Raw genomic sequence first — 23,571 nt, 5'->3', positions numbered from 1 at the left:
CTTCGTCACTCGCCGCCGGCGAGGTGGAGCCGCAGCGTGATCTCGTACGCGTCGAGCTCGTCGAAGACGTACTGCGCGGCACCGCTGTCGTACTGTCCGGAGGACGTGAGGCCACGCAGGCGCTCCCTCATGATGCCGACCAGCGCAAGCTCGAACTCGAGCGCGTCGGGACCGGCGTCGTGCCGCGCACGACCTATCTCGAAGAACCACGGCCGCGACGACCGGTAGAGCTCCGGCGGGAACGCCGTCGAGTCGGGACGCGCCACCGTGCGGCGAGCGACGGCTCGCTCGGCCACGTCGTGCAGGTCGGCATGGATGAGGCGCACGTCGTCGGGCGCGTCGCGGTCGGCGGCCGGGCCGCTGAGCCGACGGACGAGAGCCGGCAGGGTGAGACCCTGGAGCATCAGGCTCCCGGCGGCCACGACGAACGCGATGAAGACCAGCAGGTCCCGTGCCGGGGTCTGCTCCGGGAGCGTCTGGGCCGCCGCGAGGGTCACCACGCCGCGCATGCCCGCCCAGACGACGACGGTGCTGTCCTTCCACGTCAACGGCGCCGCTTCGTAGTAGTCGATGTCGTTGCGCAGGCGACGGATGGACTCCGGTGCGCTCGCGTTCCGTCGCTCGCCGAGGACCACCAGCGGTCGAGGCGGATCCTCTCCGTCGCGCAACGCCTTCTCCCGCGCGGCGAGGCGCTTGTTGACCGACCTGCGGACCCGCACGTTGTGCAGACCGAGCATCGGGAACACGTAGGCGGCGCGGATGCCCGTCAGGATGACGAGCGCGACCGGCGCGATCCACAGCGCACCCAGCAGGTGCGCCCCGTCGGCGTCGCCGTGGGAGACGATCCCGTAGAGCTCGAGGCCCATCGCCAGGAAGACGGCGCCCTCGAGGACGAACTCGACCGTCCGCCAGTTGAGCTTGTCGGAGATCCGCTGCTCCGGCGTCAGCCAGCGCGTCGCACCGCGTCCGCAGACGATCCCGGCGGCGACAGCGGCGACGACACCCGAGCCACCGAGCGCCTCGGTCGGAAGGTAGGCCAGGTAGGGCACGGTCAGTCCCAGCGCGGTGTTGGCGGTCGCACTCCCCGTCCAGGCCCGCACCCGCAGCGCGATCGCGCCGACCCCGGCCCCGACGACGACGGCGGACAGCACCGCCCAGGCGAACGAGCCGACCGTACCGAGCACCGAGAAGCCCACCGCGGCCGCGGCGATCGCCGTCCGCAGGGTCACGAGGGCCGTGGCGTCGTTGAGCAGGCTCTCCCCCTCCAGCACCGCCAGCACGCGGCGCGGCGCCCCCTGCTCCTTGACGATCGAGGTGGCGACCGCGTCCGTCGGGCTCAGGATCGCCCCGAGGGCGATGCCGAGGCCGAGCCCCAGGCCGGGGACCGCCCAGGCGAAGAACACTCCCAGCACGAGCGCGCTGACGATCACGAGGACGACGGCGAGCCCCCCGATCGCGGTCGAGTCCCGGCGGAACTCGATCCGGGGCGCCGCGACGGCGGCGGAGTACAGGAGCGGGGGCAGCACCCCGACGAGGATCAGGTTCGGCTCGACCGAGATCGGAGGGATCGCGGGGACGTAGCTGACCGCGACGCCGATGCCCACCAGGACGAGCGGGCCGGCGACGCCCACCTTCCGGGCGAGCACGGTGACGACGACGATGAGGACGACCGCAGAGATGACGACCAGCAGCATCTCGGTCGACACGTCACGACCCTCCGGCGGTCGTCAGGTCGGAGACGCCGGAGCCGATCAGCTTGGTCCCCAGGATCACGAACAGCACCGTCATGATGACCGCGTGGTTCGCGACGAGCCAGTCCCGCGGCGCGGCGAGCTTCTTCTCGACCTGGCCCGGGGCGACGACGCTGAGCACCCACGGGACCGCCACCGCCGTCACGCCGAGGAGCCCGAAGACGAGGATCACCGCGACGACCTCGGCCACGGCGAGCGAGGCCTGCGAGATCCGACCGCCGGCGGCGATGAGCAGCGGCAGGTCCTTGGGCGACAGCGGACCGGAGATGAGCACGCCGATGAGGAAGGCCTTCATCAGCGTGAGCTGGTCGATGCTCTCCATCCACTTCGGTGTCTCCGTCGACGACCGCTTCCGCCACTGCACGACCGCGAGCGCGACGAGCGCCAGCCCGAGCGCGATCTCGAGGGCGTCGACGGCGTAGTGCGGTTCGGAACCTGCCTCGTCCGTCCCGCTCGATCGCCCCAGGAGCACGAGCAGGCCGATGAACACGATCGCGAACGTGTAGCAGCCGAGCACGAACGCCGTGCCGTTGGTGCGCCCCTTGCCGGACGTGGCCATGAGGATGACGGCGACGATCGCGAGCGGGCTGATCGCCACGGCGACACCGATCGTCAGCAGGTCTGCGAGAACTGTGAGCACGTGCCCTCCGGGGTCGGTCCAGGGGTGGTGGGCCCGCCGGTCGCCCGCCTCAGCGGTCCGACGGTCCCGGCCCCGGGCTCCCGTCCCGCCTCGCGGCGGCGCCGACGGCGTCGGACGCGCGCCGGCGGCTCCACCACGGCAGGACGACGAGCGACGCGACGAAGAAGCAGAGCGCACCCACGAACGTCCCGCCGTTTGCGAGCGAGCTGCTGATCGCCGACCCGTTCGGGAGGACGAACGCCCCGACCGCGGAGACCGCGAACGCGGCGCAGCCGACGAAGTTGACGACTACCGACCACCACCCGATCCGCCGCGGGTCCCACCACGTCGCGCCTGCGCGTGCGTACGCGACGAACGCGAGGTTGGCGCTCACGAGGAACGCCAGGGACCCCGCCGCGTCCGGGTTCCAGACGTACTCCGTCTCGGCGTGGCGCGATCGCGCGTACAGGGCGGCGGTGGTGCTGACGTTGAACATGATCGTGCCGAAGGACTGGGTGGCCGCGGTCAGCCACTCGGCCCGCACCATGCGCCCGGGCGCGTAGTGCACGGGGACGCTCACCGCCCCGCTGAGGAGCAGCTGGGCGAACCCGGCCGCGGTGAAGAAGAGCGCCCCGACGAAGTAGAGGAGGTTCGCGACCGACGACCCTGCCCACGACCCGAACCCCGGTGCCGAGCCGATCGCGAACAACGACGAACCGATCATGAACCCCCAGCACTGCTTCGTCAGGGTCGGGACCAGGAACGGCCGTGGTCGGACGGACGCGGTCATGATCGCTTCGCTCATGGCGACGGTTCCCCTCGATGGGCCGGCAGGACGGGTGGACGGGACGGCCGCGGGGCGAGGGCGGCGAGACCGCCCCCGCCCCGCCGTGCCCGCTCAGTGGTGGAAGTGCGACCCGCTCGAGGCCTCTCGCGGGAGCGGTGCGTCGAGCGCGTCGAGGAACGTGACCTCGCCCCTGATGTCGGCCAGGAGCGCCGAGGCGAGGTCGCGGCTGAGCCCGACCTTGACGACGATGCGCTGCAGGACGACGTCGGCCATGTCGTCCGCCATCGGGTACGCCGGGACGAGCCAGCCCTTCATCCGGAGTCGGTCGGCGAGGTCGTACAGGGTCCACTTGTCCGTGTACCCGTCCTTGAGCACCCAGGCGAACACCGGGATGGTGTCGCCCTTGCTCATGAGCTCGAACGGCCCGATCTCTGCGATCCCGCTCGAGAGATAGGTGGCGACGTCGATCGAGTTCTGCTGGACCTCCCGGTAGCCCTCCCGACCGAGGCGCAGGAACTGGTAGTACTGCAGCAGGACCTGCGCCCCCGGCCGGGAGAAGTTCAGCGCGAGCGTCGGCATGTCCCCACCGAGGTAGCTGACGTGGAAGATCATGCTCTCGGGGAGCACGGCGGTGCTGCGCCAGACCACCCATCCGACGCCGGGGTACACCAGTCCGTACTTGTGACCGGACGTGCTGATCGAGTTCACGCGGTCGATCTGGAAGTCCCAGACGAGGTCCGGCTGGCAGAAGGGCGCCACCATGGCGCCGGACGCCCCGTCGACGTGGATCTTGACGTCGAGCCCGGTCTTCGCCTCGATCTCGTCGAGCTTCTTCGCGAGCGCCTCGACAGGGTCGTAGAGCCCGGTGAAGGTCTGGCCGAGGATCGCGACCACGCCGATCGTGTTCTCGTCCACGTAGTCCTCGAGGTTGTAGCCGTCCAGCACCAGGTGGTCGGGCGTGACAGGCACGTACCGGGGCTCGACGTCCCAGTAGTTGCAGAACTTCTCCCAGACGACCTGCACCGCGGCGGACATGATGAGGTTCGGCCGCTCGGTCGACTTTCCTTCGGCCCTGCGCTTCTCCTGCCAGAGACGCTTGAGCGCCAGCCCGCCGAGCATGCACGCCTCGGAGGAGCCGATCGCGGAGGTCCCGATCGTGTCCGTGGGGTCGGGCACGTGCCAGAGGTCCGCGAGGATCCGCCAGCAGCGGTCCTCGATGGCTGCGGTCGCCGGGTACTCGTCCTTGTCGATCATGTTCTTGTCGGCCGACTCGCTGTAGAGCTTGAGCGCGTAGTCGTCCATCCACGTGGACACGAACGTCGCCAGGTTCAGGCGCGAGTTCCCGTCGAGGATCGCCTCGTCGTGAACGATCTGGTACGCCGTCTCGGGGAGGCTCGGCCCCCCGGGCATCTTGAACTTGTCGAGCTCCGTCGCCTCTCCGGGTCGCACGAAGACCGGGTTGACGCTCAGCGTCGGGTCGATGTTCGTCGTCTGGCGAGCCTTCGTGGTGTTGACGGTCATGCTGTCCTCCTGGTGCTCGGTGGGGTGGGTCGGTCGTGGGTCGACGGTGGCGGCATGCCGATCGGGCGGAGGCCGTCATCGCGCCACCGGCGAACGTCGCACCGCATCTCCGGCGGGCTCGGCGTCCGCTCTCCTTTCGGTCACCAGGATTTCTCCGAGGTCACCTCCGCCGCGGTCAGAGCGTGTTCTTGACGACCTTTCCGCCCTTGACGATGAGCTTGAAGTTCGCGTCGGGGTCGGCGATCACGGAAAGGTCGGCGAGCGGATCGCCGTCGACCAGGACGAGGTCGGCCCACGCCCCCTCGCCGATGACGCCCAGCTTTCCGGCACGGTAGGTGTTCCGCTCTCCTGCGAGCTCGAACAGCTCCGCGTTCCCGGACGTCAGCATCCTCAGCGCCTCGACATTGCTGTAGAACTCGCTCATGCGCGCCGCCATGACGCTCTGCCGGGACGCCGACTGCGGCTCCAGGAGAAGATCGGTCCCCCACGCGGTCTTGACGCCGTACTTCTTGGCCCACTCGTACACCTGCTCCGTCCCCGTGCAGATCTGCGCGTTCTTCGCGGCGCGCGCCGGGTCGGGGTAGTGATGGTCCGGCTCTGCGAACGGCTGCATCGAGAGCCACGTCCCCGTCTCCCCGACGAGCTGGATCGTGGCTTCGTCGGCCAGGTGGCCGTGCTCGATCGAACGGACGCCGGCGTCGATCGCACGTCGGATGCCGTCCACGGTGTACACGTGCGTGGCGACGTAGGTCCCGTAGTCGGCGGCCGCCTGCACAGCGGCGCGGATCTCCTCCGGGGTGTACTGCAGCGTGCTCAACGGGTCGTACATCGAGGCCGCGCCGCCGCCGAGAGTGAGCTTGATCTGGCTCGCTCCCTGCCGCAGCTGCTCGCGCACCGCGGCGAGGACATGCGGCACGCCGTTGGCGACACGCGTGAAGTGGAGATCGTCGGTGCGACTCGGCCGACCACCGAACTCCTGGGGCACGTCGTAGACGAACGCGAAGTCCGCGTGCCCCGACGTCTGGGAGATCATCGCCTGGCTCGGGAAGATGCGCGGGCCCTCGAAGACACCGCGGTCGATGAGTGCCTTCACCGGCGCCGTGTCCCCGCCCATGTCGCGCACCGTCGTGAACCCGCGCAGGAGCATGCGCCGCGCCTCCGCGATGGTGTTGCCGTACAACGTCCCGGTCGGACCCTGGACGAAATCCATCATGGTGTTGGCGTTGCCCATCAAATGCGCGTGCGCGTCGCTCATGCCGGGCATGAGGAACTTCCCCGCGCCGTCGATCTCGATGACGCCGTCGGTCTCGTGGCCTCCCACGGGTGACGACGAGACCGTGACGACGTGCTGGCCCTCGACCAGTACGTCCGCATTGTCGAGCGTTTTTTCGCTCACGCCGTCGAATACTCGGACATTCCGAATGATCATTCGCTGGGTTGCCGCCGTGGATGCGCTCATGCGGCGATGCTAACCAGCACGACTTCCGCACCGGACGTCGAATGAGCAATTTCCCCCGCCCCCTCACACGGTGCACCACCCGGCCTTTCACCCGCACCTTCACCCGGAATGCCCCTTTCTGGGCATGCTGACGGGGGGGTCCCGTGGTACGACTGGGTTGGGATTGTCGACCTGCGGCCCGGAACGGCCGATCTGGAGGTTTTTACGACGATGTCGAACGATGTTCGCGACGACGGGTGGATCTGGGCGCCCGGGCGCACGGTGGCCGCGCGGGACCGGTCCAGGAGAGCGTCGGCCACCGGCGCGGGGCGGAGAGCGCCGTGAACCTCAACGACCCTGCCGGAGCGCTCGCGGCGCTCGAGCAGGCGGTCGCCTCGGGCTCGTCCGACGGGATCGCGGCGGCAGCGATGACGAACCTCTGGCCGCTCTACAGCTCGCACTACGACCTGCTCGTACAGACGATCGAAGGGCTGCCGCCCCCGGTGCTCGAGCGGTACCTCGCGCTCCGCATCGTCCATCCGATGACGCCGCTCCTCGCACGTACGCACCGCCCGTTCAAGCCGCTCATCGATCCCGACGAGGCGCGGACCCTGAGCCCGGAGGAGTTCGACTTCCTCGCCCTCGCCCAGATGCTCGCCTTCCGCCTCAGCGGGGACGTCGCGGCGGCGGTGGTCTGCGCCCAGCGTCTCGCGGAGCGGTTCGCGAACGTCGATGCCGAGTGGCACCAGCGCACCGACGGGCCCCTCTGGTTCGCGCGCGTCCAGATCGGCTCGACGTACCTCCTGGCCGGCGACTCACGCCGGGCGCTCCTGGAGTTCGCGACGGCCAGAGAGCTCGGCCGGCACTCGATCCAGCCGGATGCGGAGCGGTTCGCGTTGAGCCGGCTCGCCCTCGCCCACGCGCTGCGCGGATCGCTGGACGACGCGCGGGCGGCGCTCGACGAGGCCTCTGACAAGCCCGGCCCCACCCCGGCGCACGAGCGGTCGACGCAGGCGACCGAGGCTACCGCCGAGGCCCTGATCGCCGTCGACCGGATGAGCGCGGACATGGAGCTGCGGCTCGCGGGGCTCGAGCCCTACCACAGCGTGGAGATGACGTGGCCGTTCGCGCTGCTCGCCCGTGCACGCGCGCTCGTCGCTCAGCACCGGCCGAGCGAGGCGATCGAGGTGGCCGAGCTCGCTCAGGAGTCGCATGCGCGTCAGCACGGTTCGATCGCCGACGACATCGTCGCGGCCGTGTCGATCGAGGCGTTGCTCGCGATGGGCGATGAGGTCACCGCACGGCGCCTGGCCGAGGATCGCGCCCGCTGCGGGCCGATGACCAGGCTCGCCGCCGTCAGGGTCGACCTCCAGCTGGGCCGTCTGGACGCCGCGACGAAGGCGCTCCGGCGGCTCGCCGGCGACTCGCCGCTCGGCCCTCGTCTGCGTGCCGAGCACGTGGTGCTCTCGGCCTGGCTCGAGCTGGCGCACAACGGGAGGGTCAGCCACCACACGGCGCTCGCCATCGCTCGCGCCGCGAGCACGGGCGACATCCGTCGGCTGCTCGCGTCGACGCCTCGGCAGCTCGTCGACGCCGTCCGCGATCGCCTGGGCGACCGGTCGGCTCTCCAGTTCGACCGGTCGGTCGACGGCCTCGAGCTGCGCGACGTGCCCAACCGGTCGGCGCTGACGGAGAGCGAGCGGCGCGTGCTGTACGCGCTCCCGCTCCATCGCACGGTCGCTGAGCTGGCTGCCCGGTTCCACGTCTCGCCGAACACGATCAAGTCACAGCTCAAGTCCATCTACCGCAAGCTCGGATGCTCGACGAGAAACGAGGCGATCGAGCTGAGCGCGCTCTTCGCCACGAACGCGACCATCGAGAGCGAGCCCGGAACGTCCGGGACCGCCCTGGCATCGGCGAGTCGGAGCCGATGACATCGTGGCGACGCAGGGGCACGACGGTGCGCCTCACGTCCGCCCGTGCGTCGTGGTCGTGCGCGCTGGGAGCGTCGTCTTCGGTGCGTGACGGCTCGATCGGTGGTGCCAGACTCTCAGCACCGCGCCCGCGTCCTTGCTGAGTCCTCCTCCCAGGAGCATGCCGATGGCGATCGCGAGGAGCGAGCCCAGCGTGGCCATGATCGTGTGCGCCGCACCGGCTGTTCCGGACGCAGCCTCGGTGAGTCCGATGAACCCCATCGATCCGGGCACGAGCAGCCAGTAGGCAGAGGTGAGCATGATCGGCGGTGGTGGGGCACCGGGGTACCGGGCCGCGAAGTAGACGGCAGGGACGACCACCAGAGCGCCGACGAGCCCGGAGAGCTCCGCCCCCAGCAGGAGGTTGCCCAAGGACTGGGCGGCGTAGGCGACCACGAGCGCATAGAGGATCCAGACGAGTGACCCGCGCGGGGCGGATTCGAACACGTAGTAGCCCAGGCCCACGAGGAGGAGCCCGCACCACGGGGCCCACGCGCCGAGCTGGCTCGCGTCGCTGCTCGTCGCCGTCTCCTTGATCACCGACAGGCCGGCGAAGACCCCGAACGTGAGAAGGCCGAGGCGCGCGATCCCGTAGACCAGTCGACTTGCGCCGGCCATGACTTGGCCCGAGGTGAGCTCCACCGCGGCGATCGTCAGAGTGAGCCCGGGCAGCAACGACACCAGTGACGGTGCGACGAGACGTAGAGAGTTGTCGTCGACGAGCGGTCGGGCGACGAGCCCGACGAGGACCGTCACCGTGAACGCGGTGAAGACCGGGAGGATCAGTGCGAGGGTCGCGATCCGTGAGCCGTACAGCACGATCGTGCCGACGACGACGCCCAGCACGGCGTAGACGGGTAGAGCGTTGAGCGCGGGGTTGACGACGAGCCCGAAGCCGAGGGTCAACAGCGTGTGACCCAGCACGGTGAGGATCGGGCCGAACCGTGGATTCTTGGCGGTCACCTCGGCGATCCGGGCGATGACGCCGTCAGGGGGCGGCTGCTCACCGAGCGCGTGTCGCACGATGTGGTCGATCGCGCCGACCTGGTCCAGCCGCAGAGGTTTCCCTTCCGCAGGGAACACCGCGGTCTGCGTCGTCGTGGGGTCCTCGATCAGGATGAGCGTGGGGAGGACGTAGACACGAAGCTCGGGTCTGCCGTATCGCGCCGCGAGCTCGTTGAGCGTGTCCTGCACGTCGTTGGTCGCGCTGGTGGACGCGAGCAACGCGGCGCCGACCGCGCCGAGCAGTCCCGGCAGGCCGCGCTCCGGCTCCAGGGCGCGCTGCGTCGACTGACGGTCGCCGAGCACGCGGAGCGATCGCACAGCCGCGACGACACGATCCGTGATGCGCTCCCGAGGTGCGTCCTCAGTCACGGGCTCTTGACCTTCCGCTACGGGCGTCGCTCGACAGGACAGCGGCGCCCCCGTCGGTGGGGACGACCAGCCCTGCTGCGTCCGCCATGTGCCCGTGTCGGCAAGCACCGGAGCTGGCGAGCCGCGCCGAGAAGCATCTTGAAAAGAAGATCGCGGTGTGATTCGAAGTCAGCCCACGCGTTATTTCCTGTGGTGGTCGCGACGGGCTGTTCGGACCTGGGTGCGGGTGCGTCCTCGAGCACGGCGAACGCCCTGGCCGGTCGTCAGCGCTCACGAGCTATCCAGCCATAGACGGGACCAGGGGAGTTCGCGCGACAAGAGGCGCGCGCTGCAGGGACGGTGAGACAGACAAATGTTCACCACTCCTTCGTCGAACCAGGCCGGACAAGGTTTGCGAGCTCTTCGGCTCCCTTGCTACCACGGCCTTGCCCCACGAGCATGTCGACGCCGAGCAGATACCCGGGTGAGGCATCGGGTGATATCCAGGGCGTCCCCGGTGTCTGTGCACGGGCGAGACGGCCGGCTTCGACACCGACGTCGCGAGACGCGCCCGTCTGGAAAAAACACCGTCGGCACGGCGGACTCAGCATTCACCGGCACCGGCGACCCGAGAAAGACCACCATCCCGGTCGGGTCCACTCCGACGGCACCTTCGCGGCCCGGACGACCATGCAGCCTCACCGCCGCGAGCACCCTCGGGCTCCACCGCTGGCACTCCCGACGCGGCGACGGCGAGGCCAGGGCGGCCGAGCTCGACCGGCCTGCACCACCGCCGAGCGCTCAGCACCGCCCAGACACCGGCCCACCAACACAGAAAGTCCCGGCCAGGATCACCTGACCGGGACTTTCCGAGGGCCTTCCGACTCGGAAGTCGAAACCCTCTCCACGTGCGCGAGGGGGGACTTGAACCCCCACGCCCTTTCGGACACTGGCACCTGAAGCCAGCGCGTCTGCCATTCCGCCACTCGCGCGTGCCGCAGAAGACTAGCACGATGCACGACGGCGCCTGGCACCGCCCGGCCCGACGTGACGGCCGCCACGTGCCTGTCGTCGCGCACCGCCACGAGGCGCCGACGACCGCGCGCCCGACGTTCACACGGTCCACCACGAACGCGCCACATCCGTCCGGAGATCGTGCGACGAATCGGGCCTCCGGCGCAGACGTGATCGATACGATCTAGGTAGTCTGCCCGGGACGCGGGTATGCACGGGGGGCCACCAGGAGCACGGCCGGAGGAGCAGACGACGACCGCGCGGCACGAGCCGCGGCACGAGCGAGCACGAGGGAGGAGGTGGCATGGGAGTCCTGGACCGCTTCGAGAAGGGCGTGGAGCGCGTGGTGAACAACGCGTTCGCCAAGGTCGGGCGCAGCGAGGTCAAGCCCGTCGAGCTCGCGAGCGCGCTGCGGCGCGAGGTCGACGACCGCGCCGCCGTCGTGGACCGCGAGCGCACCGTCGTGCCCAACGAGTTCACCATCGAGCTGTCGGTGGACGACTTCGGCCAGGTCGAGGGGTGGGGCGCGGAGACGCTCGCCGACGAGCTGGCGTCGAACGTCACGCAGTACGCGGCGTCGCAGCACTACGCCTTCGTCGGCCCGGTGAGCGTGAGCTTCGAGCAGAACGACACGCTCGACGTCGGCCGCTTCCAGCTCCGCTCGGCGAGCGTGCGGGGCAACGTGGCGCCCGCGACGTCCGCGTCCCCGAGCACGCGGCACCCGCTCGTCGACATCGACGGGCAGCGCTACCTGCTCACCGGTCCGGTCACGGTCATCGGCCGCGGCTCGGAGGCCGACATCGTCGTCGACGACCCAGGGGTCTCGCGCCGCCACCTGGAGATCCGCGTGACGCCGGAGGGGGTCATCGCGACGGACCTCGGCTCGACCAACGGCCTGTTCGTCGAGGGGCACCAGGTGCCCGCGGCGACGCTGCTGGACGGCAACTCCCTGACGATCGGCCGGACCCGCATCATGTTCTGGACCGGCGCGTCCGACAACGAGGAGTGGTGATCCGGCCCGCATGACCGATCTCACGTTCACCCTGCTGCGGCTGGGCTACCTGGTGCTGCTCTGGGTGTTCGTGCTCTCCGCGATCGGGGTGCTGCGTCGGGACCTGTACGGCACCAAGATCACGCCACGCCGGGGCCGCAAGGGCGCCGCGCAGGCCGCGCGCCCGACGTCGGGCCCCACCCCTGCCGCGGCGCCGGAGCCCGCGCGCCCCGCCGCGCCCGCGGGGCCGTCCCGCCTCGTCGTCACCGCCGGCCCGCTGACGGGCACGACGATCCCCCTCACGACGTCGTCGATCCTCATCGGGCGGGCGCCGAGCTGCACGCTCGTGCTCGACGACGACTACTCCTCGTCGCGCCACGCGCGCATCTTCCCGCAGCACGGGTCCTGGTTCGTCGAGGACCTCGGCTCCACCAACGGCACCTACGTCGAGGACCAGCGCATCGGCCAGGTGACGCCGCTGGGTCCGGGCACGCGGGTGCGGATCGGTCAGTCCGTCGTCGAGCTGCAGAGGTAGCCCGCAGTGAACATCGCCCTGCGCTACGCCGCGCGCTCCGACGTCGGGCTCGTGCGCTCCAACAACCAGGACTCGGGCTACGCCGGGCCGCACCTGCTCGTCGTCGCCGACGGCATGGGCGGCCACGCCGGGGGCGACGTGGCGTCGTCGATCGCCATCGCGGCGCTCGCGCCGCTCGACGGCGAGTCGCACGGCCCGGACGACGCGCTCGCCGAGCTCGAGCGCTCGATCGACCACGCGCGCCAGGACCTCGTGGACCGGAGCGTGACCGACCCCGAGCTGGTCGGCATGGGCACGACCGTCACCGCGATCCTGCGCGCGGGCAACAAGCTCGCGATGGCGCACCTCGGCGACTCGCGCGCGTACCTGCTGCGCGACGGCGAGCTCACCCAGGTCACGACCGACCACACGTTCGTGCAGCACCTCGTGGACACGGGCCGGATCTCGCCCGACGAGGCGGAGACGCACCCGCAGCGCAACGTCGTCATGCGCGTGCTCGGCGACTTCGACATCGACCTCACGCCGGACATGTCGGTGCGCGAGGCCAAGCCGGGCGACCGGTGGCTCCTGTGCTCCGACGGCCTCTCGGGCTTCGTCAGCCCCGAGACGATCGCCCAGACGCTCGCGGACACCCCCGACGTCGACGAGTGCGCGGACCACCTGCTTCAGCTCGCGCTGCGCGCCGGCAGCACGGACAACGTGACCGTCGTGGTCGCGGACATCCTGGACCTCGACGTCCTGCCCGACGGCGCGGCGCCCGGCACCGGGGCGCAGATCGTCGGGTCCGCGGCGATCGACCGCGACGCGCCGACGTCGGCCGCGGACGGCCCCGCGGCCCGGGCCGCGGCGCTCATGGCGAGCGCGAACGCGCCCGCCGCGACCGAGGAGCCCGCCGCGGACGGCGCGACCGACCCCGCGGAGGGCGAGTCGGCACCGGCCGACACCCCGGGGGACGGCGACGACGACGTGCGGCCCGGCCGCGCGCCACGCCGCTGGATCACGGTCGTCGCGATCCTCCTCGTCGTCGCGGGCCTGGGCGTGGCCGGGTGGGCGGGCTACCGCTGGACGCAGACGCAGTACTACGTCGGGGTCGCCGACGGCCAGGTCGCCGTGTTCCGCGGCATCCCGGAGAACGCGGGCCCGGTGACGCTGTCGACGCCGATCGAGCTCACGGGCACGCGCGTCGCGGACCTGCCGGGCTACGTCGTCGACCGCCTGGAGACCACGATCCCCGCGGAGTCGCTCGAGGACGCCCGTGCGCGCGCGGAGCGCCTCGTCGCCGAGGCAGCGGAGGAGTCCACCGACGCCCCCGCGACCGACGGCACCACGGAGGCGCCCACCGAGGGTGCCGCCGAGACCCCGGAGGCCGGGGCGCCCGACGTGACCCCGGCACCCACCGACGGCGCCGGCTCGGGGGCCTGATGGCCACGGTGGAGACCACCGAGGTGCGCCCCGGCCGGGGCGCGGAGCTCGGTCTGCTCGTCCTCGCGCTCGCGCTGGGCATCGGGGCGTACGCGCTCGTGGGCCTGCAGCTCACGGGCGAGCTCCCGGGCCGCTTCTACGTGTACAGCATCGGCACCGTGGTGCTCGCGGCCGCCGCCCACGTGCTGCTGCGGTTCAAGGCGCCGTACGCGGACCCGGTGATCCTCCCGATCGCCGTCGCGCTCAACGGCATCGGGCTCGCGATGATCTTCCGCCTCGACCTCGGCTCGCAGATCACGGGCGGTCAACAGGACCTCGCGCCGCGCCAGCTCCAGTGGACCGCGCTCGGCATCCTCTGCGCGTTCGCCGTGATCTGGTTCCTCCGCGACCACCGGACCCTGCGCCGGTACACGTACACCGCGATGATCGCGGGCATCGTGCTCGTCGCGCTGCCGCTCGTCCCGGGCCTGGGCACGCGCATCAACGGCGCGCAGATCTGGATCAACGTCTTCGGCTTCTCGCTCCAGCCCGCCGAGTTCGCGAAGATCGCGTTCGCGATCTTCTTCGCGGGCTACCTCGTGACGAACCGCGACACGCTCGCGCTGGCCGGGCCCAAGGTGCTCGGCCTCCAGCTCCCGCGCCTGCGCGACCTCGGGCCGATCATCATCGTGTGGCTCGTCTCGCTCGCGATCCTCGTGTTCGAGCGCGACCTCGGCACGTCGCTCCTGTTCTTCGGCTTGTTCGTCGCGATGCTGTACATCGCGACCGAGCGCGTGAGCTGGGTCGTCATCGGCCTGCTGCTCATCGCGGTCGGCGCGGTCCTCGCGGCCTCGACGTTCGGCCACGTGCAGGCGCGCGTCGACGTGTGGCTCCACCCGTTCGACGCCGAGATCTTCGGCCGCAAGGTCGGTGGGTCCGGCCAGCTCGTGGGCGGCCTGTTCTCGCTCGGCAACGGCGGGCTGTTCGGCACCGGCTGGGGCGCCGGCTACCCCCGGACGGTCCCGTACGCGTTCTCCGACTTCATCTACGCCTCGCTCGGCGAGGAGCTCGGCCTCACGGGCCTCATCGGCATCCTGCTCGCGTACCTCATCCTCGTGGAGCGCGGCCTGCGCACCGCGATCGGGGTCCGCGACGGGTTCGGCAAGCTGCTCGCCGGCGGCCTCGCGTTCGTCATGGCGTGGCAGCTCTTCGTCGTCGTCGGCGGGATCACGCGGATCATCCCGCTCACGGGCCTCACCATGCCGTTCGTCGCCCAGGGCGGGTCGTCGCTCCTCGCGAACTGGCTGGTCGTGGGCCTGCTGCTGCGCATCTCCGACGACGCGCGCCGGCCCTCGTCCCTGCCCGTGCGCGGGCAGGTGGCCCCCGGCGGGGCGCGCACGCGCCCCGACTCCGAGCCGGTCGAGGTCGTCGGCAGCGGCGCTCCCGCCGTCGGCGCGCGGCCCGACGACGCACCCACCACGGTCGGGGCGCCCGCCGCGGGCCCCTCGGCGGGACCCGTCACCGGTCCGACGCGCGCGACGACGGGCGTGCAGCCCGCCGTCGGACAGACGGGCGAGGTCTCCGCCCACCACCCCGACGAGCTGCGCACGGAGGTCGTGCGGCGTCCCGGTCCCGACGGCACCCACCCGGAGACCGACCCCTGGGGAGGAGCCCGGTGAACGTCCCCCTGCGTCGCGTCGCGACGGTCGTCCTCGTCATGTTCCTCGCGCTCATGGTGTCGACGACGTACATCCAGTTCGTCCAGGCGGACTCGCTCAACAACGACTCGCGCAACGCCCGCACCATCTACCGCGAGTACAACAAGTTCCGCGGCCCGATCGTCGTCGCGGGCGACGCGATCGCGTCCTCGACCCCGGTGGACGACGCGTTCGGCTTCCAGCGGCAGTACGCGAACGGCCCGCTGTACGCGCCCGTCTCCGGGTTCCTCTCGCTCACCAACGGGCGCACGGAGATCGAGGACAAGGAGAACGACTACCTGAACGGCGAGGCGAGCTCGCTGTGGCTCGACCGCCTCAGCGCGCTGTTCACCGGCAAGCAGCCTCAGGGCGCGTCCGTCGAGCTGACGATCGACCCCGCGGCGCAGCAGGCCGCCTGGGACGCGCTGGGAGACCAGCGCGGCGCCGTCGTGGCGATCGAGCCGAAGACCGGCCGCGTCCTCGCGCTCGTGTCCAAGCCGAGCTACGACCCCAACGAGCTCGCCACGCACGACACCGCCCTCGCGCGCGAGCGCTACCAGGAGCTGCTCAACGCCGACGGCAACCCGATGTCGAACCGGGCGATCCGCGGCAACACGTACCCGCCGGGCTCGACGTTCAAGATCGTCACCTCGGCCGCGGCGCTCGAGAGCGGGCAGTACACGGCCGAGACCGTGATCCCGGCACCGGACGAGCTCCCGTACCCGCAGTCGACGCAGACGATGAAGAACTTCGGCGGGTCGCGCTGCTCGCCGACGGGGGAAATGACCCTCGCGGACGCGCTCCGCATCTCCTGCAACACCGCCTTCGGCGACCTGGCCATGACGCTCGGCGAGGACGCGATGCGGGACCAGGCCGAGGACTTCGGCTTCGACGCCCCGCTCGAGATCCCGATGGACGTCACCCCCAGCCAGTTCCCCGCGAAGGGCACCCCGGGCGCGGACCCGGCGGGCATCGCCCGCGCGGGCATCGGCCAGGGCGAGGTCAAGGTCACGCCGCTCCAGATGGCGATGGTCGCCGCGGCGATCGCGAACGACGGCGTGCAGATGGCCCCGTACACGGTCGAGACGATCCGCAACCCCGACCTCGACGTGGTGCGCCAGTCCGAGCCGCGCCGCCTGCGGACGTCGGTGTCGCCGTCGACCGCCGACCAGCTCACGCAGATGATGCTCGGTGTGGTGCAGAACGGCTCCGGGAAGGCGGCGCAGATCCCGGGCGTGCAGGTCGCGGGCAAGACGGGCACCGCCGAGACGGGCGGCGAGGCCGCCCCGCACGCGTGGTTCACGAGCTTCGCGCCCGCCGACGACCCGCAGGTCGCGGTCGCGGTCATCGTCGAGAACGGCGGCTCGCTCGGCAACGAGGCGACGGGCGGCGCGATCGCCGCGCCGATCGCGCGCGCGGTCATGGAGGCGGTGTTGAACGGATGAAGCCCGTGAGGGGGCTGACGCTCGGCAACCGCTACCGCCTCGTGCGGCGCATCGCCGTCGGCGGCATGGGCGAGGTGTGGGTCGCGGCCGACGACGCGCTCGGGCGCGAGGTGGCCGTCAAGGTCCTGCGGACCGAGTACGCGGGGAACGAGGACTTCCTCAACCGGCTGCGGACCGAGGCCCGCAACAGCGCTGCGCTCTCGCACCCCAACATCGCCCAGATGTACGACTACGGGGAGACCAGCGGCTCCGGCTACCTGGTCATGGAGCTGGTCGTCGGCGAGCCCATGGCGGACCTGCTGGAGCGCGAGCCGGTGCTGCCGCCCGCGCGGCTCCTGCCGATCCTCGCCCAGACGGCGCGCGCCCTCCACGCGGCCCACCTGTCCGGCGTCGTGCACCGCGACGTCAAGCCCGGCAACATCCTCATCGACCGGTCCGGGACGGTGAAGATCACCGACTTCGGCGTGTCGCTCGCGGCCAACCAGGTCCCGATGACCGCGACCGGCATGGTCATGGGGACCGCCCAGTACCTGTCGCCCGAGCAGGCCGTCGGGCAGGCGGCCACGGGCGCGTCGGACATCTACGCGCTGGGCATCGTGGCGTACGAGTCGATCGTCGGGAACCGGCCGTTCACCGGGTCCACCCCGGTCGACATCGCGGTCGCGCACGTCAACGAGCCCGTGCCGCCCCTCCCGTCGTCGGTGGACCCGGAGCTCTCCGAGCTCGTCATGGTCATGCTCGCCAAGGACCCGCTGGCGCGGCCGCACCCGGCCGACGCGCTCGCGCGGGTCTTCGAGGAGATCCAGGCCCGCCTCGCGGCCGACCCGTGGTCCGCCCGTGCCGGCGCGTCCGTCAACACGCGGCGCGCCCGGCGCGCCCGCACGACGGCGGACGACGCCCCTCCCGTGCCCGAGCCCGACCCCGCTCCCGTCATCACGCCCCTCGTCATCCCGGCCGCCGTGCGCGACCCGCACCCGGTCGACCCCGCGACGCCGTGGATCGCCCCGGAGGCCCGACCAGGCGCCCACGCCGCCGAGCCCGCGGGTGGCCACCTCGCCGAGAGCGACGCCGAGCCCGTCGGTCAGGCGACCGCTCCGCCGTCCGACACGCCGCCCGCCCCCGGGCCCGCCCTGCCGTGGGAGCGCCCCGTCCCCACGACGGCGGGCGAGGACCCGGCCGGTCCCCGCGCCTACCCGCCGCGCCGCGAGATGCACGGCGGCACGCGCTCGTCGCGACGTCCGCAGCCCGCCCGCGGCGGCACGCGCCCGGGCGCCGGCTCGGCCGCGAGCACCCCGTCGGCGGCACCGGCCACGCGGGCGGAGGCCCGACGGCAGTCGCAGGCGGCCCCGTCGCGGGCGTCCTCCGGCCGCCGCACGTCGACGACGACGGGTCGGCGCCTCGGCGGGCTGCCGAACGGCCTCACGTGGCCGCTGGTGGCGCTGCTGGGCCTGCTCCTCGTGCTGGTCGTCGCGACGATCGCCTCCCTGGGAGACCGGGACGGGGGCGACGCCGACGCGGCTCTCGCGGCCGTCGTCGAGACGGTCCCCGACGACGCCGCGTCGGGCTCCCCGGCCCCCTCCGGAGGGTGACATCGTGACGACATCGTTGTGTTCCCGGCTTTCCCGGACGCCCTCCAGTGGGATGATTGCGCCAGATGTGCCGCGAGCGGACGCGCCCGCGGCTCCGACGACACCGAAGGACGAATGAGTGGTGGACAACGCTCCCCGAGTGCTTGCCGGGCGCTACCAGGTCGGTGAGCTCATCGGCCGTGGTGGCATGGCCGAGGTGCACATCGGGCACGACAACCGCCTCGGTCGCACCGTCGCGATCAAGATCCTGCGGTCCGACCTCGCCCGCGACCCCACGTTCCTCGCGCGCTTCCGCCGCGAGGCCCAGGCCGCGGCGTCCCTCAACCACCCCGCCATCGTCGCGGTGTACGACACGGGCGAGGACGTCCACGCGGACGCCACCGGCAACTCGGTGCACGTCCCGTTCATCGTCATGGAGTACGTCGAGGGCCACACGGTCCGCGACATCCTCCGCGACGGCCAGGCCGTCCCCATCGACGAGGCCGTCGAGATCACGGCGGGCGTGCTCGCGGCGCTCGAGTACTCGCACCACGCCGGGATCGTGCACCGCGACATCAAGCCCGCGAACGTCATGATCACGCCCACGGGCGCCGTCAAGGTCATGGACTTCGGCATCGCCCGCGCGATGGCGGACTCGGCCGCCACGATGACGCAGACGCAGGCCGTCATCGGCACCGCCCAGTACCTCTCGCCGGAGCAGGCGCGTGGCGAGACGGTCGACGCCCGTTCCGACCTGTACTCCACCGGCTGCCTGCTCTACGAGCTGCTCACCGGCCGCCCGCCGTTCATCGGCGACTCGCCCGTCGCGGTGGCCTACCAGCACGTGCGCGAGGCCCCGGCGACGCCGAGCGCCGTCGCGCCCGACGTGCCCGAGGTCCTGGACCGCATCACGCTCAAGGCGCTCGCCAAGGACCGCACGGCCCGCTACTCGAACGCCGCAGAGTTCCGCGCGGACCTGGAGAACGCGGTGCGGGGCGGGGCGATCACGGCCCCGGCGCTCGGGGTGGCCGCAGCCGCCGCGGGCCTCGGTGCCGCCGCGGCGGCGGCCGACCTCCAGCCGACGATGGTCGAGTCCGCCACGCAGGTCATGGCGCCCGCGGCCGCCACCCCGAACCCGTGGGCGACGAGCGTCGCACCGGCCGTCCCGCCCGGGGACGAGGTCCCGGGGGAGGACGAGGAGGAGCCCAAGAGCCGCAAGGGCCTCATGTGGACCCTCATCGCGATCGGCGTGCTCGCCCTCGCGGCGATCATCACCATGCTCGTCATCAACAGCCAGGGCGAGGACGAGCCGACGACGGGCACGGTCCCGACGCTCTCGGCGCCGATCACGCCCGAGGAGGCCGAGAAGGCGATCACCGACGCCGGCTTCGAGTACGCGCAGGCCATTGACCAGGAGTCGACCGAGCCCGAGGGGACGTTCACGAAGACCGACCCGGCGGGAGGCACCACCCAGGAGCTCGGTGTGACGGTCACGGCGTTCTTCTCCGCCGGACCGGACGCCGTCACGCTGCAGGACCTCAAGGGCAAGACCCAGGAGGAGGCCCGGCAGTACCTCGCGGACAACGGTCTCAACGTCGGCGACGTCGCCACGGAGGACTCCCCGGACGTCGCGAAGGGGTCCGTGACGCGGACGGACCCGGGCGCGGGCCAGTCCGTGCCCGCAGGGTCGACGGTCAACCTGTTGGTGTCGAGCGGGCTCGTCGCCTTGCCTGACGTCACCGGTCAGCAGTTCGACGCCGCGAAGGCGACGATCGAGGCCCTCGGTCTCGGGGTCGACCGCAGCGACGAGGAGTCCGACGAGGCCGAGAACCAGGTCCTCTCGCAGCAGCCCAACGCCGGGAGCGTCCCCCAGGGGTCGCGCGTGACCCTCAAGGTCGCGATCCCGCGTGCCGCGGAGACGACGACGGTCCCGTCCAACCTCGTCGGGATGACCGAGGACCAGGCGAGGGACGCGCTCGGCGGCGCGGAGCTCAACGCGGGCACCCGGCAGACGCAGGAGTCCGACCAGTGGCCCGCCGGTACGGTCATCGGCTCCGACCCGCGGGGTGGTTCCGAGGTCCCCGTCGGCACCGAGGTCTCGCTCATCGTGTCGACCGGCCCCGGCCCGTCGACCGGTGGCGACAACGGCGGCGGCCCCGGCGGTGGGGGCGGCGGAGGCAACGGCGGCAACAACGGCGACTGACGCGCCGCCCGGCCCGGCATGACGAACGGGCCCCCACCTCGCGAGGTGGGGGCCCGTCGTCGTCCGGCGGACGAGCGGTCAGCCGGCGGGACCAGCGGGGTTGGAGTCCTGTGCCCGTGCCATGGCCACGGACGGGTCGCTCCCGGGGCTACTGGCGGACGAGCGGTGCCATACCCGCCGAGCGCTCCACGGCGTCGTCCAGCCCGCAGGCCTCGAGCCAGTTCGCGAGCAGGCGGTGACCGCCCTCCGTGAGCACGGACTCGGGGTGGAACTGGACGCCGTGCAGGGGCAGGTCGCGGTGCTGCAGGCCCATGATGACGCCACCGGCGGTCGAGGCGGTCACCTGGAGCTCGGCGGGCACGGTGTCGGCCACGACGGCGAGCGAGTGGTACCGCGTGGCGGTGAAGGGCGCCGGGAGCCCGGCCAGGACGCCCTCGCCCTCGTGCTCGACGAGGCTCGTCTTGCCGTGCATGAGCTCGGGCGCGTGCGTGACCGTCGCGCCGTACACCTCGGCGAGCGCCTGGTGCCCCAGGCACACGCCGAGCATCGGCGTCCTGGACGCCGCGCACGCGCGGATGACCTGCTCGCTCTGCCCGGCTTCCTTGGGGGTTCCCGGGCCGGGGGAGACGAGGACGCCGTCGAAGACGGTGCCGTCGGCGTCGTGGAACCGCCCCTCGGCGTCGGGCTCGGGCACGGCGTCGTTGCGCACGACGACGGTCTGGGCACCGAGCTGGTCGAGGTAGCCGACGATCGTGTAGACGAACGAGTCGTAGTTGTCCACGACGAGGATGCGGGTCTGGTGGGTCATCGCGGGGCCTCCACGGACGCTGCGCCGGCGGCGTCGGTCTGGATGTTGGGGTCGTTGAACGGCATGTACGCGGACACGATCGGGAACAGCCACTCGAAGCACGCGAGCACCACGGCGGCCGCGAGGACGAGCAGGATCAGCACCCGGACCCACGCGGGCCCGGGCAGCACGCGCCACAGCGCCCCGTACATCACGCGCTCCCTTCGGCGGCAGGGGCCGCCTGGCCCACGAGGTCCGGCGGCGTGCCGTCCTCGACGGGCATCCAGTAGTCCAGCTTCGCGTTGACGATGTACCGGGCCACGAGCGAGTTCAGCCCGATCGGGTGGCACGTCGTCAGGGTGAGGTACCGCTCGGTCGGCTCGACGCCCGGCTGCCACGGGACGGGCGCCACGGCCTCCACCTGGTCGGGCTTCACGGCCTGCATGTGGTCCACGCGGTACACGTACCAGACCCCGCCGGCCTCGACGACGATCGGGTCGCCGATCTGGAGCTCCTCCACGTCGTGGAAGATCTTGCCGTACGTCTGCCGGTGCCCGGCGACCGAGAAGTTCCCGACGTCGCCCGGCATGACCGTCTCCGGGTAGTGCCCGGCCATCGCCTGGTCGAGGATCGAGCGCTTGTCCGTGCCCTCCGCGATCGGCATCATCTTGCCGTCCCAGCGCGGGACGTACAGCGTGCCCCACACCTCGCCGAGGGCGGGCGGCGCCATGACCGGGGGTGCGTCCCGCCGGACCGCCGTCTCCGGCGCGACGTCCGCGGCGTCGGGGGTGGGCGCGCCCATCTCCTCCAGCACCTGCGCCTGCACGCGGTCCGCCTGCACGTCCGTCCACCAGAGCTGCCACACCACGTACAGCCCCAGGAGGATGCCGAGCGTGATGAGCAGCTCCCCGACGACGCCGACGACCGTGGACACGGCCCCGCGCCCGGAGGCGCGGCGGCCCGCGTGCCGCACCGGCACGGGCGCGGTGGCCGTCACGACGCCACCGCGTCGGAGGGGCGGGCGTAGCGGAGCTCGAGCGCGCCCTGGTATCCGGGGAGCTCGAGGTCGGACTTGTCCTCGACCGACCAGCCCAGGTTCACCGCGTCGACGTACTCCTGGTACACCTGGACGCCCGGCGAGCGCTCCAGGGCGTCGCGCAGGGCGTCCGGGTCGCCCACGGCCTCCACGACGTAGGGCGGCGAGTACACGCGCCCGTGCAGCAGGAGGATGTTGCCCGCGCAGCGGAACGCCGACGTCGCGGTGACGCGCTGGCCCTGCAGCGTCATCGCCTCCGCGCCGCCGGCCCACAGGGCGTTGACGACGGACTGGATGTCCTGCTGGTGGACGACGAGGTCGTCCGGGCGGATCTGCGGCGGGTAGTTGCCCTCGGGAGGGGCGTCGTCGAGCGTGACGGACAGGCCCGTGCCTCTGACCGGCGTCGTGCCCGCCGCGACCGCGGTGCGCGACGCGAGGTCGGGGTCGACGCCCGGCGGGGCGTCGCCGGTCTGCGACAGTCCCGCGATCTCCTCCGTGAGCGCGTCCACCTGGGCCGACAGGTCCGCCACGCGGTCCGACTCCCGGTCGACGAGCTGCGCGAGGTTCTCGGGGTGGCGCGAGTCGTCGCCCCGCGCGAGCCGTGCGTTCGCCGTGAACATCACGCCGGCGAGCGCGAGGACGAGGGCGACGGTCACGGCGGACCGGACCCGGCGCGAGCGCGGGGGTGCGGCAGGCTCGTCCGGCGTCGCGGAGGCGGGGTCGGTGCTGCTCACGGACCGTCTCCTTCCTGGGGCGGACGAGGTCGTCGACCGTCTCGCCGATGTGTCTCTGCCGTGCGTCTGTCGTGTCGTCGTCGCCGCGGCCGGGCCGTTGCCCGCGCGCGGTGTCCGTGCCTATTGTGTGCGCCCACTACGCTAGTCGACGAACGTCGTCCACGATCGTGACGGATCCGTGCTCCCACGGAGCCCCGCGGCGCGTCGACGACCTTCGCCCGAGCCATGCACGGTTCCTGCACGACGACGGCAGGCGTCCGCTCCCGCGGTGCGTCCCGACGCCGCCGCAGCGGACCCCACCAGGACAGGAGCCCACCCTCGTGCCCGAGTCGAAGTCGCGCAAGAAGCCCAAGCCGCAGCGCCCGCCGAGCGTGCCCAAGCCCGAGTCGGGCAACCCGCGCTGGCTCGTGCCCACGATGCTCGGGCTGATGCTCCTCGGGCTGGCGTGGATCGTGCTGTTCTACCTCAGCGGGCCCAAGCAGCTCCCGATCCCGCCGCTGGGTGCCTGGAACCTCGGCGTCGGCTTCGCGTTCATCATCGCGGGCTTCGCGCTCACCACGCGCTGGAAGTAGCCGTCCCGACGACGTCGGCCGTCCGGGCGCGGACCGCCTGCAGGCTCCTGCGCGCCCGGACGACGACCGGCGTCCCCGAGGGATGCCGACGACACCGGTGTAGTTCCACACCTGTGAGTAACCCTGGGGATAACTTCCCCGGGCCG

General features: G+C 71.9%; 19 protein-coding genes and 1 tRNA gene. 9 read left to right on the top strand and 11 right to left on the bottom strand.

Features of this window, described 5'->3' with window-relative positions; genetic code table 11:
* Nucleotides 1-5 precede the first annotated feature (5 nt).
* The 5 genes from ACZ402_RS14060 to ACZ402_RS14040 form a co-directional block, all read right to left on the bottom strand.
* Nucleotides 6-1,706, bottom strand: coding sequence for a cation:proton antiporter (locus ACZ402_RS14060; RefSeq protein ID WP_375823211.1), 1,701 nt, complete (start codon nucleotides 1,704-1,706; stop codon nucleotides 6-8).
* A 1-nt stretch (nucleotide 1,707) separates the two neighbouring features.
* Nucleotides 1,708-2,391, bottom strand: a complete 684-nt coding sequence (locus ACZ402_RS14055) for a GAP family protein (protein ID WP_375823212.1) — start codon at nucleotides 2,389-2,391, stop codon at nucleotides 1,708-1,710.
* A gap of 49 nt (nucleotides 2,392-2,440) precedes the next feature.
* Nucleotides 2,441-3,175: a hypothetical protein gene (locus ACZ402_RS14050; protein WP_375823213.1), complete on the bottom strand. Its 735-nt coding sequence runs from the start codon at nucleotides 3,173-3,175 to the stop codon at nucleotides 2,441-2,443.
* A 93-nt stretch (nucleotides 3,176-3,268) separates the two neighbouring features.
* Nucleotides 3,269-4,678, bottom strand: a complete 1,410-nt coding sequence (locus ACZ402_RS14045) for a glutamate decarboxylase (protein ID WP_375823214.1) — start codon at nucleotides 4,676-4,678, stop codon at nucleotides 3,269-3,271.
* Between the two features lie 175 nt (nucleotides 4,679-4,853).
* Complete coding sequence (locus ACZ402_RS14040) at nucleotides 4,854-6,074, bottom strand: metal-dependent hydrolase family protein (RefSeq protein WP_375823215.1); 1,221 nt, start codon at nucleotides 6,072-6,074, stop codon at nucleotides 4,854-4,856.
* Nucleotides 6,075-6,457: 383 nt separating this feature from the next.
* Here ACZ402_RS14040 and ACZ402_RS14035 point away from each other — a divergent pair, with 383 nt between their 5' ends.
* Nucleotides 6,458-8,050: a helix-turn-helix transcriptional regulator gene (locus ACZ402_RS14035; protein WP_375823216.1), complete on the top strand. Its 1,593-nt coding sequence runs from the start codon at nucleotides 6,458-6,460 to the stop codon at nucleotides 8,048-8,050.
* A gap of 33 nt (nucleotides 8,051-8,083) precedes the next feature.
* Here ACZ402_RS14035 and ACZ402_RS14030 read toward each other — a convergent pair whose 3' ends face one another.
* Together ACZ402_RS14030 and ACZ402_RS14025 are read right to left on the bottom strand one after the other, a co-directional pair.
* Nucleotides 8,084-9,412, bottom strand: a complete 1,329-nt coding sequence (locus ACZ402_RS14030; RefSeq protein ID WP_375823217.1) for a threonine/serine exporter family protein — start codon at nucleotides 9,410-9,412, stop codon at nucleotides 8,084-8,086.
* Between the two features lie 939 nt (nucleotides 9,413-10,351).
* Nucleotides 10,352-10,434: transfer RNA gene (locus ACZ402_RS14025), tRNA-Leu, on the bottom strand.
* A gap of 326 nt (nucleotides 10,435-10,760) precedes the next feature.
* Between ACZ402_RS14025 and ACZ402_RS14020 the strand changes: the two genes are divergently transcribed.
* From ACZ402_RS14020 to pknB, 7 genes are all read left to right on the top strand, one after another.
* Nucleotides 10,761-11,468, top strand: coding sequence for an FhaA domain-containing protein (locus ACZ402_RS14020; protein ID WP_047230883.1), 708 nt, complete (start codon nucleotides 10,761-10,763; stop codon nucleotides 11,466-11,468).
* 10 nt (nucleotides 11,469-11,478) lie between these two features.
* The gene (locus tag ACZ402_RS14015; protein ID WP_375823218.1) at nucleotides 11,479-11,982 is read left to right on the top strand and encodes an FHA domain-containing protein FhaB/FipA; all 504 of its coding nucleotides are present in this window, start codon (nucleotides 11,479-11,481) and stop codon (nucleotides 11,980-11,982) included.
* 6 nt (nucleotides 11,983-11,988) lie between these two features.
* Nucleotides 11,989-13,404, top strand: a complete 1,416-nt coding sequence (locus ACZ402_RS14010; protein ID WP_375823219.1) for a Stp1/IreP family PP2C-type Ser/Thr phosphatase — start codon at nucleotides 11,989-11,991, stop codon at nucleotides 13,402-13,404.
* Nucleotides 13,404-15,062 (top strand): FtsW/RodA/SpoVE family cell cycle protein, encoded by a 1,659-nt coding sequence (locus ACZ402_RS14005; protein ID WP_375823220.1) that lies wholly within the window; start codon nucleotides 13,404-13,406, stop codon nucleotides 15,060-15,062. The genes ACZ402_RS14010 and ACZ402_RS14005 overlap by 1 nt, the downstream gene beginning before the upstream one ends.
* The gene (locus ACZ402_RS14000) at nucleotides 15,059-16,525 is read left to right on the top strand and encodes a peptidoglycan D,D-transpeptidase FtsI family protein (protein WP_375823221.1); all 1,467 of its coding nucleotides are present in this window, start codon (nucleotides 15,059-15,061) and stop codon (nucleotides 16,523-16,525) included. Before ACZ402_RS14005 ends, ACZ402_RS14000 begins: the two co-directional genes overlap by 4 nt.
* The gene (locus ACZ402_RS13995; RefSeq protein WP_375823222.1) at nucleotides 16,522-18,114 is read left to right on the top strand and encodes a serine/threonine-protein kinase; all 1,593 of its coding nucleotides are present in this window, start codon (nucleotides 16,522-16,524) and stop codon (nucleotides 18,112-18,114) included. The genes ACZ402_RS14000 and ACZ402_RS13995 overlap by 4 nt, the downstream gene beginning before the upstream one ends.
* A 121-nt stretch (nucleotides 18,115-18,235) precedes the next feature.
* On the top strand, nucleotides 18,236-20,296 hold the full coding sequence (gene pknB / locus ACZ402_RS13990) for a Stk1 family PASTA domain-containing Ser/Thr kinase (protein WP_375823223.1): 2,061 nt from the start codon (nucleotides 18,236-18,238) through the stop codon (nucleotides 20,294-20,296).
* Nucleotides 20,297-20,444: 148 nt separating this feature from the next.
* On the opposite strand, the gene ACZ402_RS13985 is transcribed toward pknB, so the two are convergent.
* From ACZ402_RS13985 to ACZ402_RS13970, 4 genes are read right to left on the bottom strand one after another with little or no spacing between them, the layout of a single operon-like run.
* Nucleotides 20,445-21,104: an aminodeoxychorismate/anthranilate synthase component II gene (locus tag ACZ402_RS13985; RefSeq protein ID WP_375823224.1), complete on the bottom strand. Its 660-nt coding sequence runs from the start codon at nucleotides 21,102-21,104 to the stop codon at nucleotides 20,445-20,447.
* Entirely contained in the window at nucleotides 21,101-21,295 is a 195-nt protein-coding gene (locus ACZ402_RS13980) for a hypothetical protein (protein WP_375823225.1), read from the bottom strand. The genes ACZ402_RS13985 and ACZ402_RS13980 overlap by 4 nt, the downstream gene beginning before the upstream one ends.
* Nucleotides 21,295-22,080 (bottom strand): class E sortase, encoded by a 786-nt coding sequence (locus tag ACZ402_RS13975; RefSeq protein WP_375823226.1) that lies wholly within the window; start codon nucleotides 22,078-22,080, stop codon nucleotides 21,295-21,297. Before ACZ402_RS13975 ends, ACZ402_RS13980 begins: the two co-directional genes overlap by 1 nt.
* Complete coding sequence (locus ACZ402_RS13970; RefSeq protein ID WP_375823227.1) at nucleotides 22,077-22,853, bottom strand: DUF881 domain-containing protein; 777 nt, start codon at nucleotides 22,851-22,853, stop codon at nucleotides 22,077-22,079. Before ACZ402_RS13970 ends, ACZ402_RS13975 begins: the two co-directional genes overlap by 4 nt.
* Before the next feature lie 320 nt (nucleotides 22,854-23,173).
* Between ACZ402_RS13970 and ACZ402_RS13965 the strand changes: the two genes are divergently transcribed.
* Entirely contained in the window at nucleotides 23,174-23,425 is a 252-nt protein-coding gene (locus ACZ402_RS13965) for a cell division protein CrgA (RefSeq protein WP_087470436.1), read from the top strand.
* Nucleotides 23,426-23,571: the final 146 nt, after the last annotated feature.

It is taken from the genome of Cellulosimicrobium sp. NPDC030954 (genome assembly GCF_055571305.1).
The sequence above is the reverse complement of the archived record's forward strand: the minus strand, read 5'-3'. Positions and strand labels throughout refer to the sequence as shown.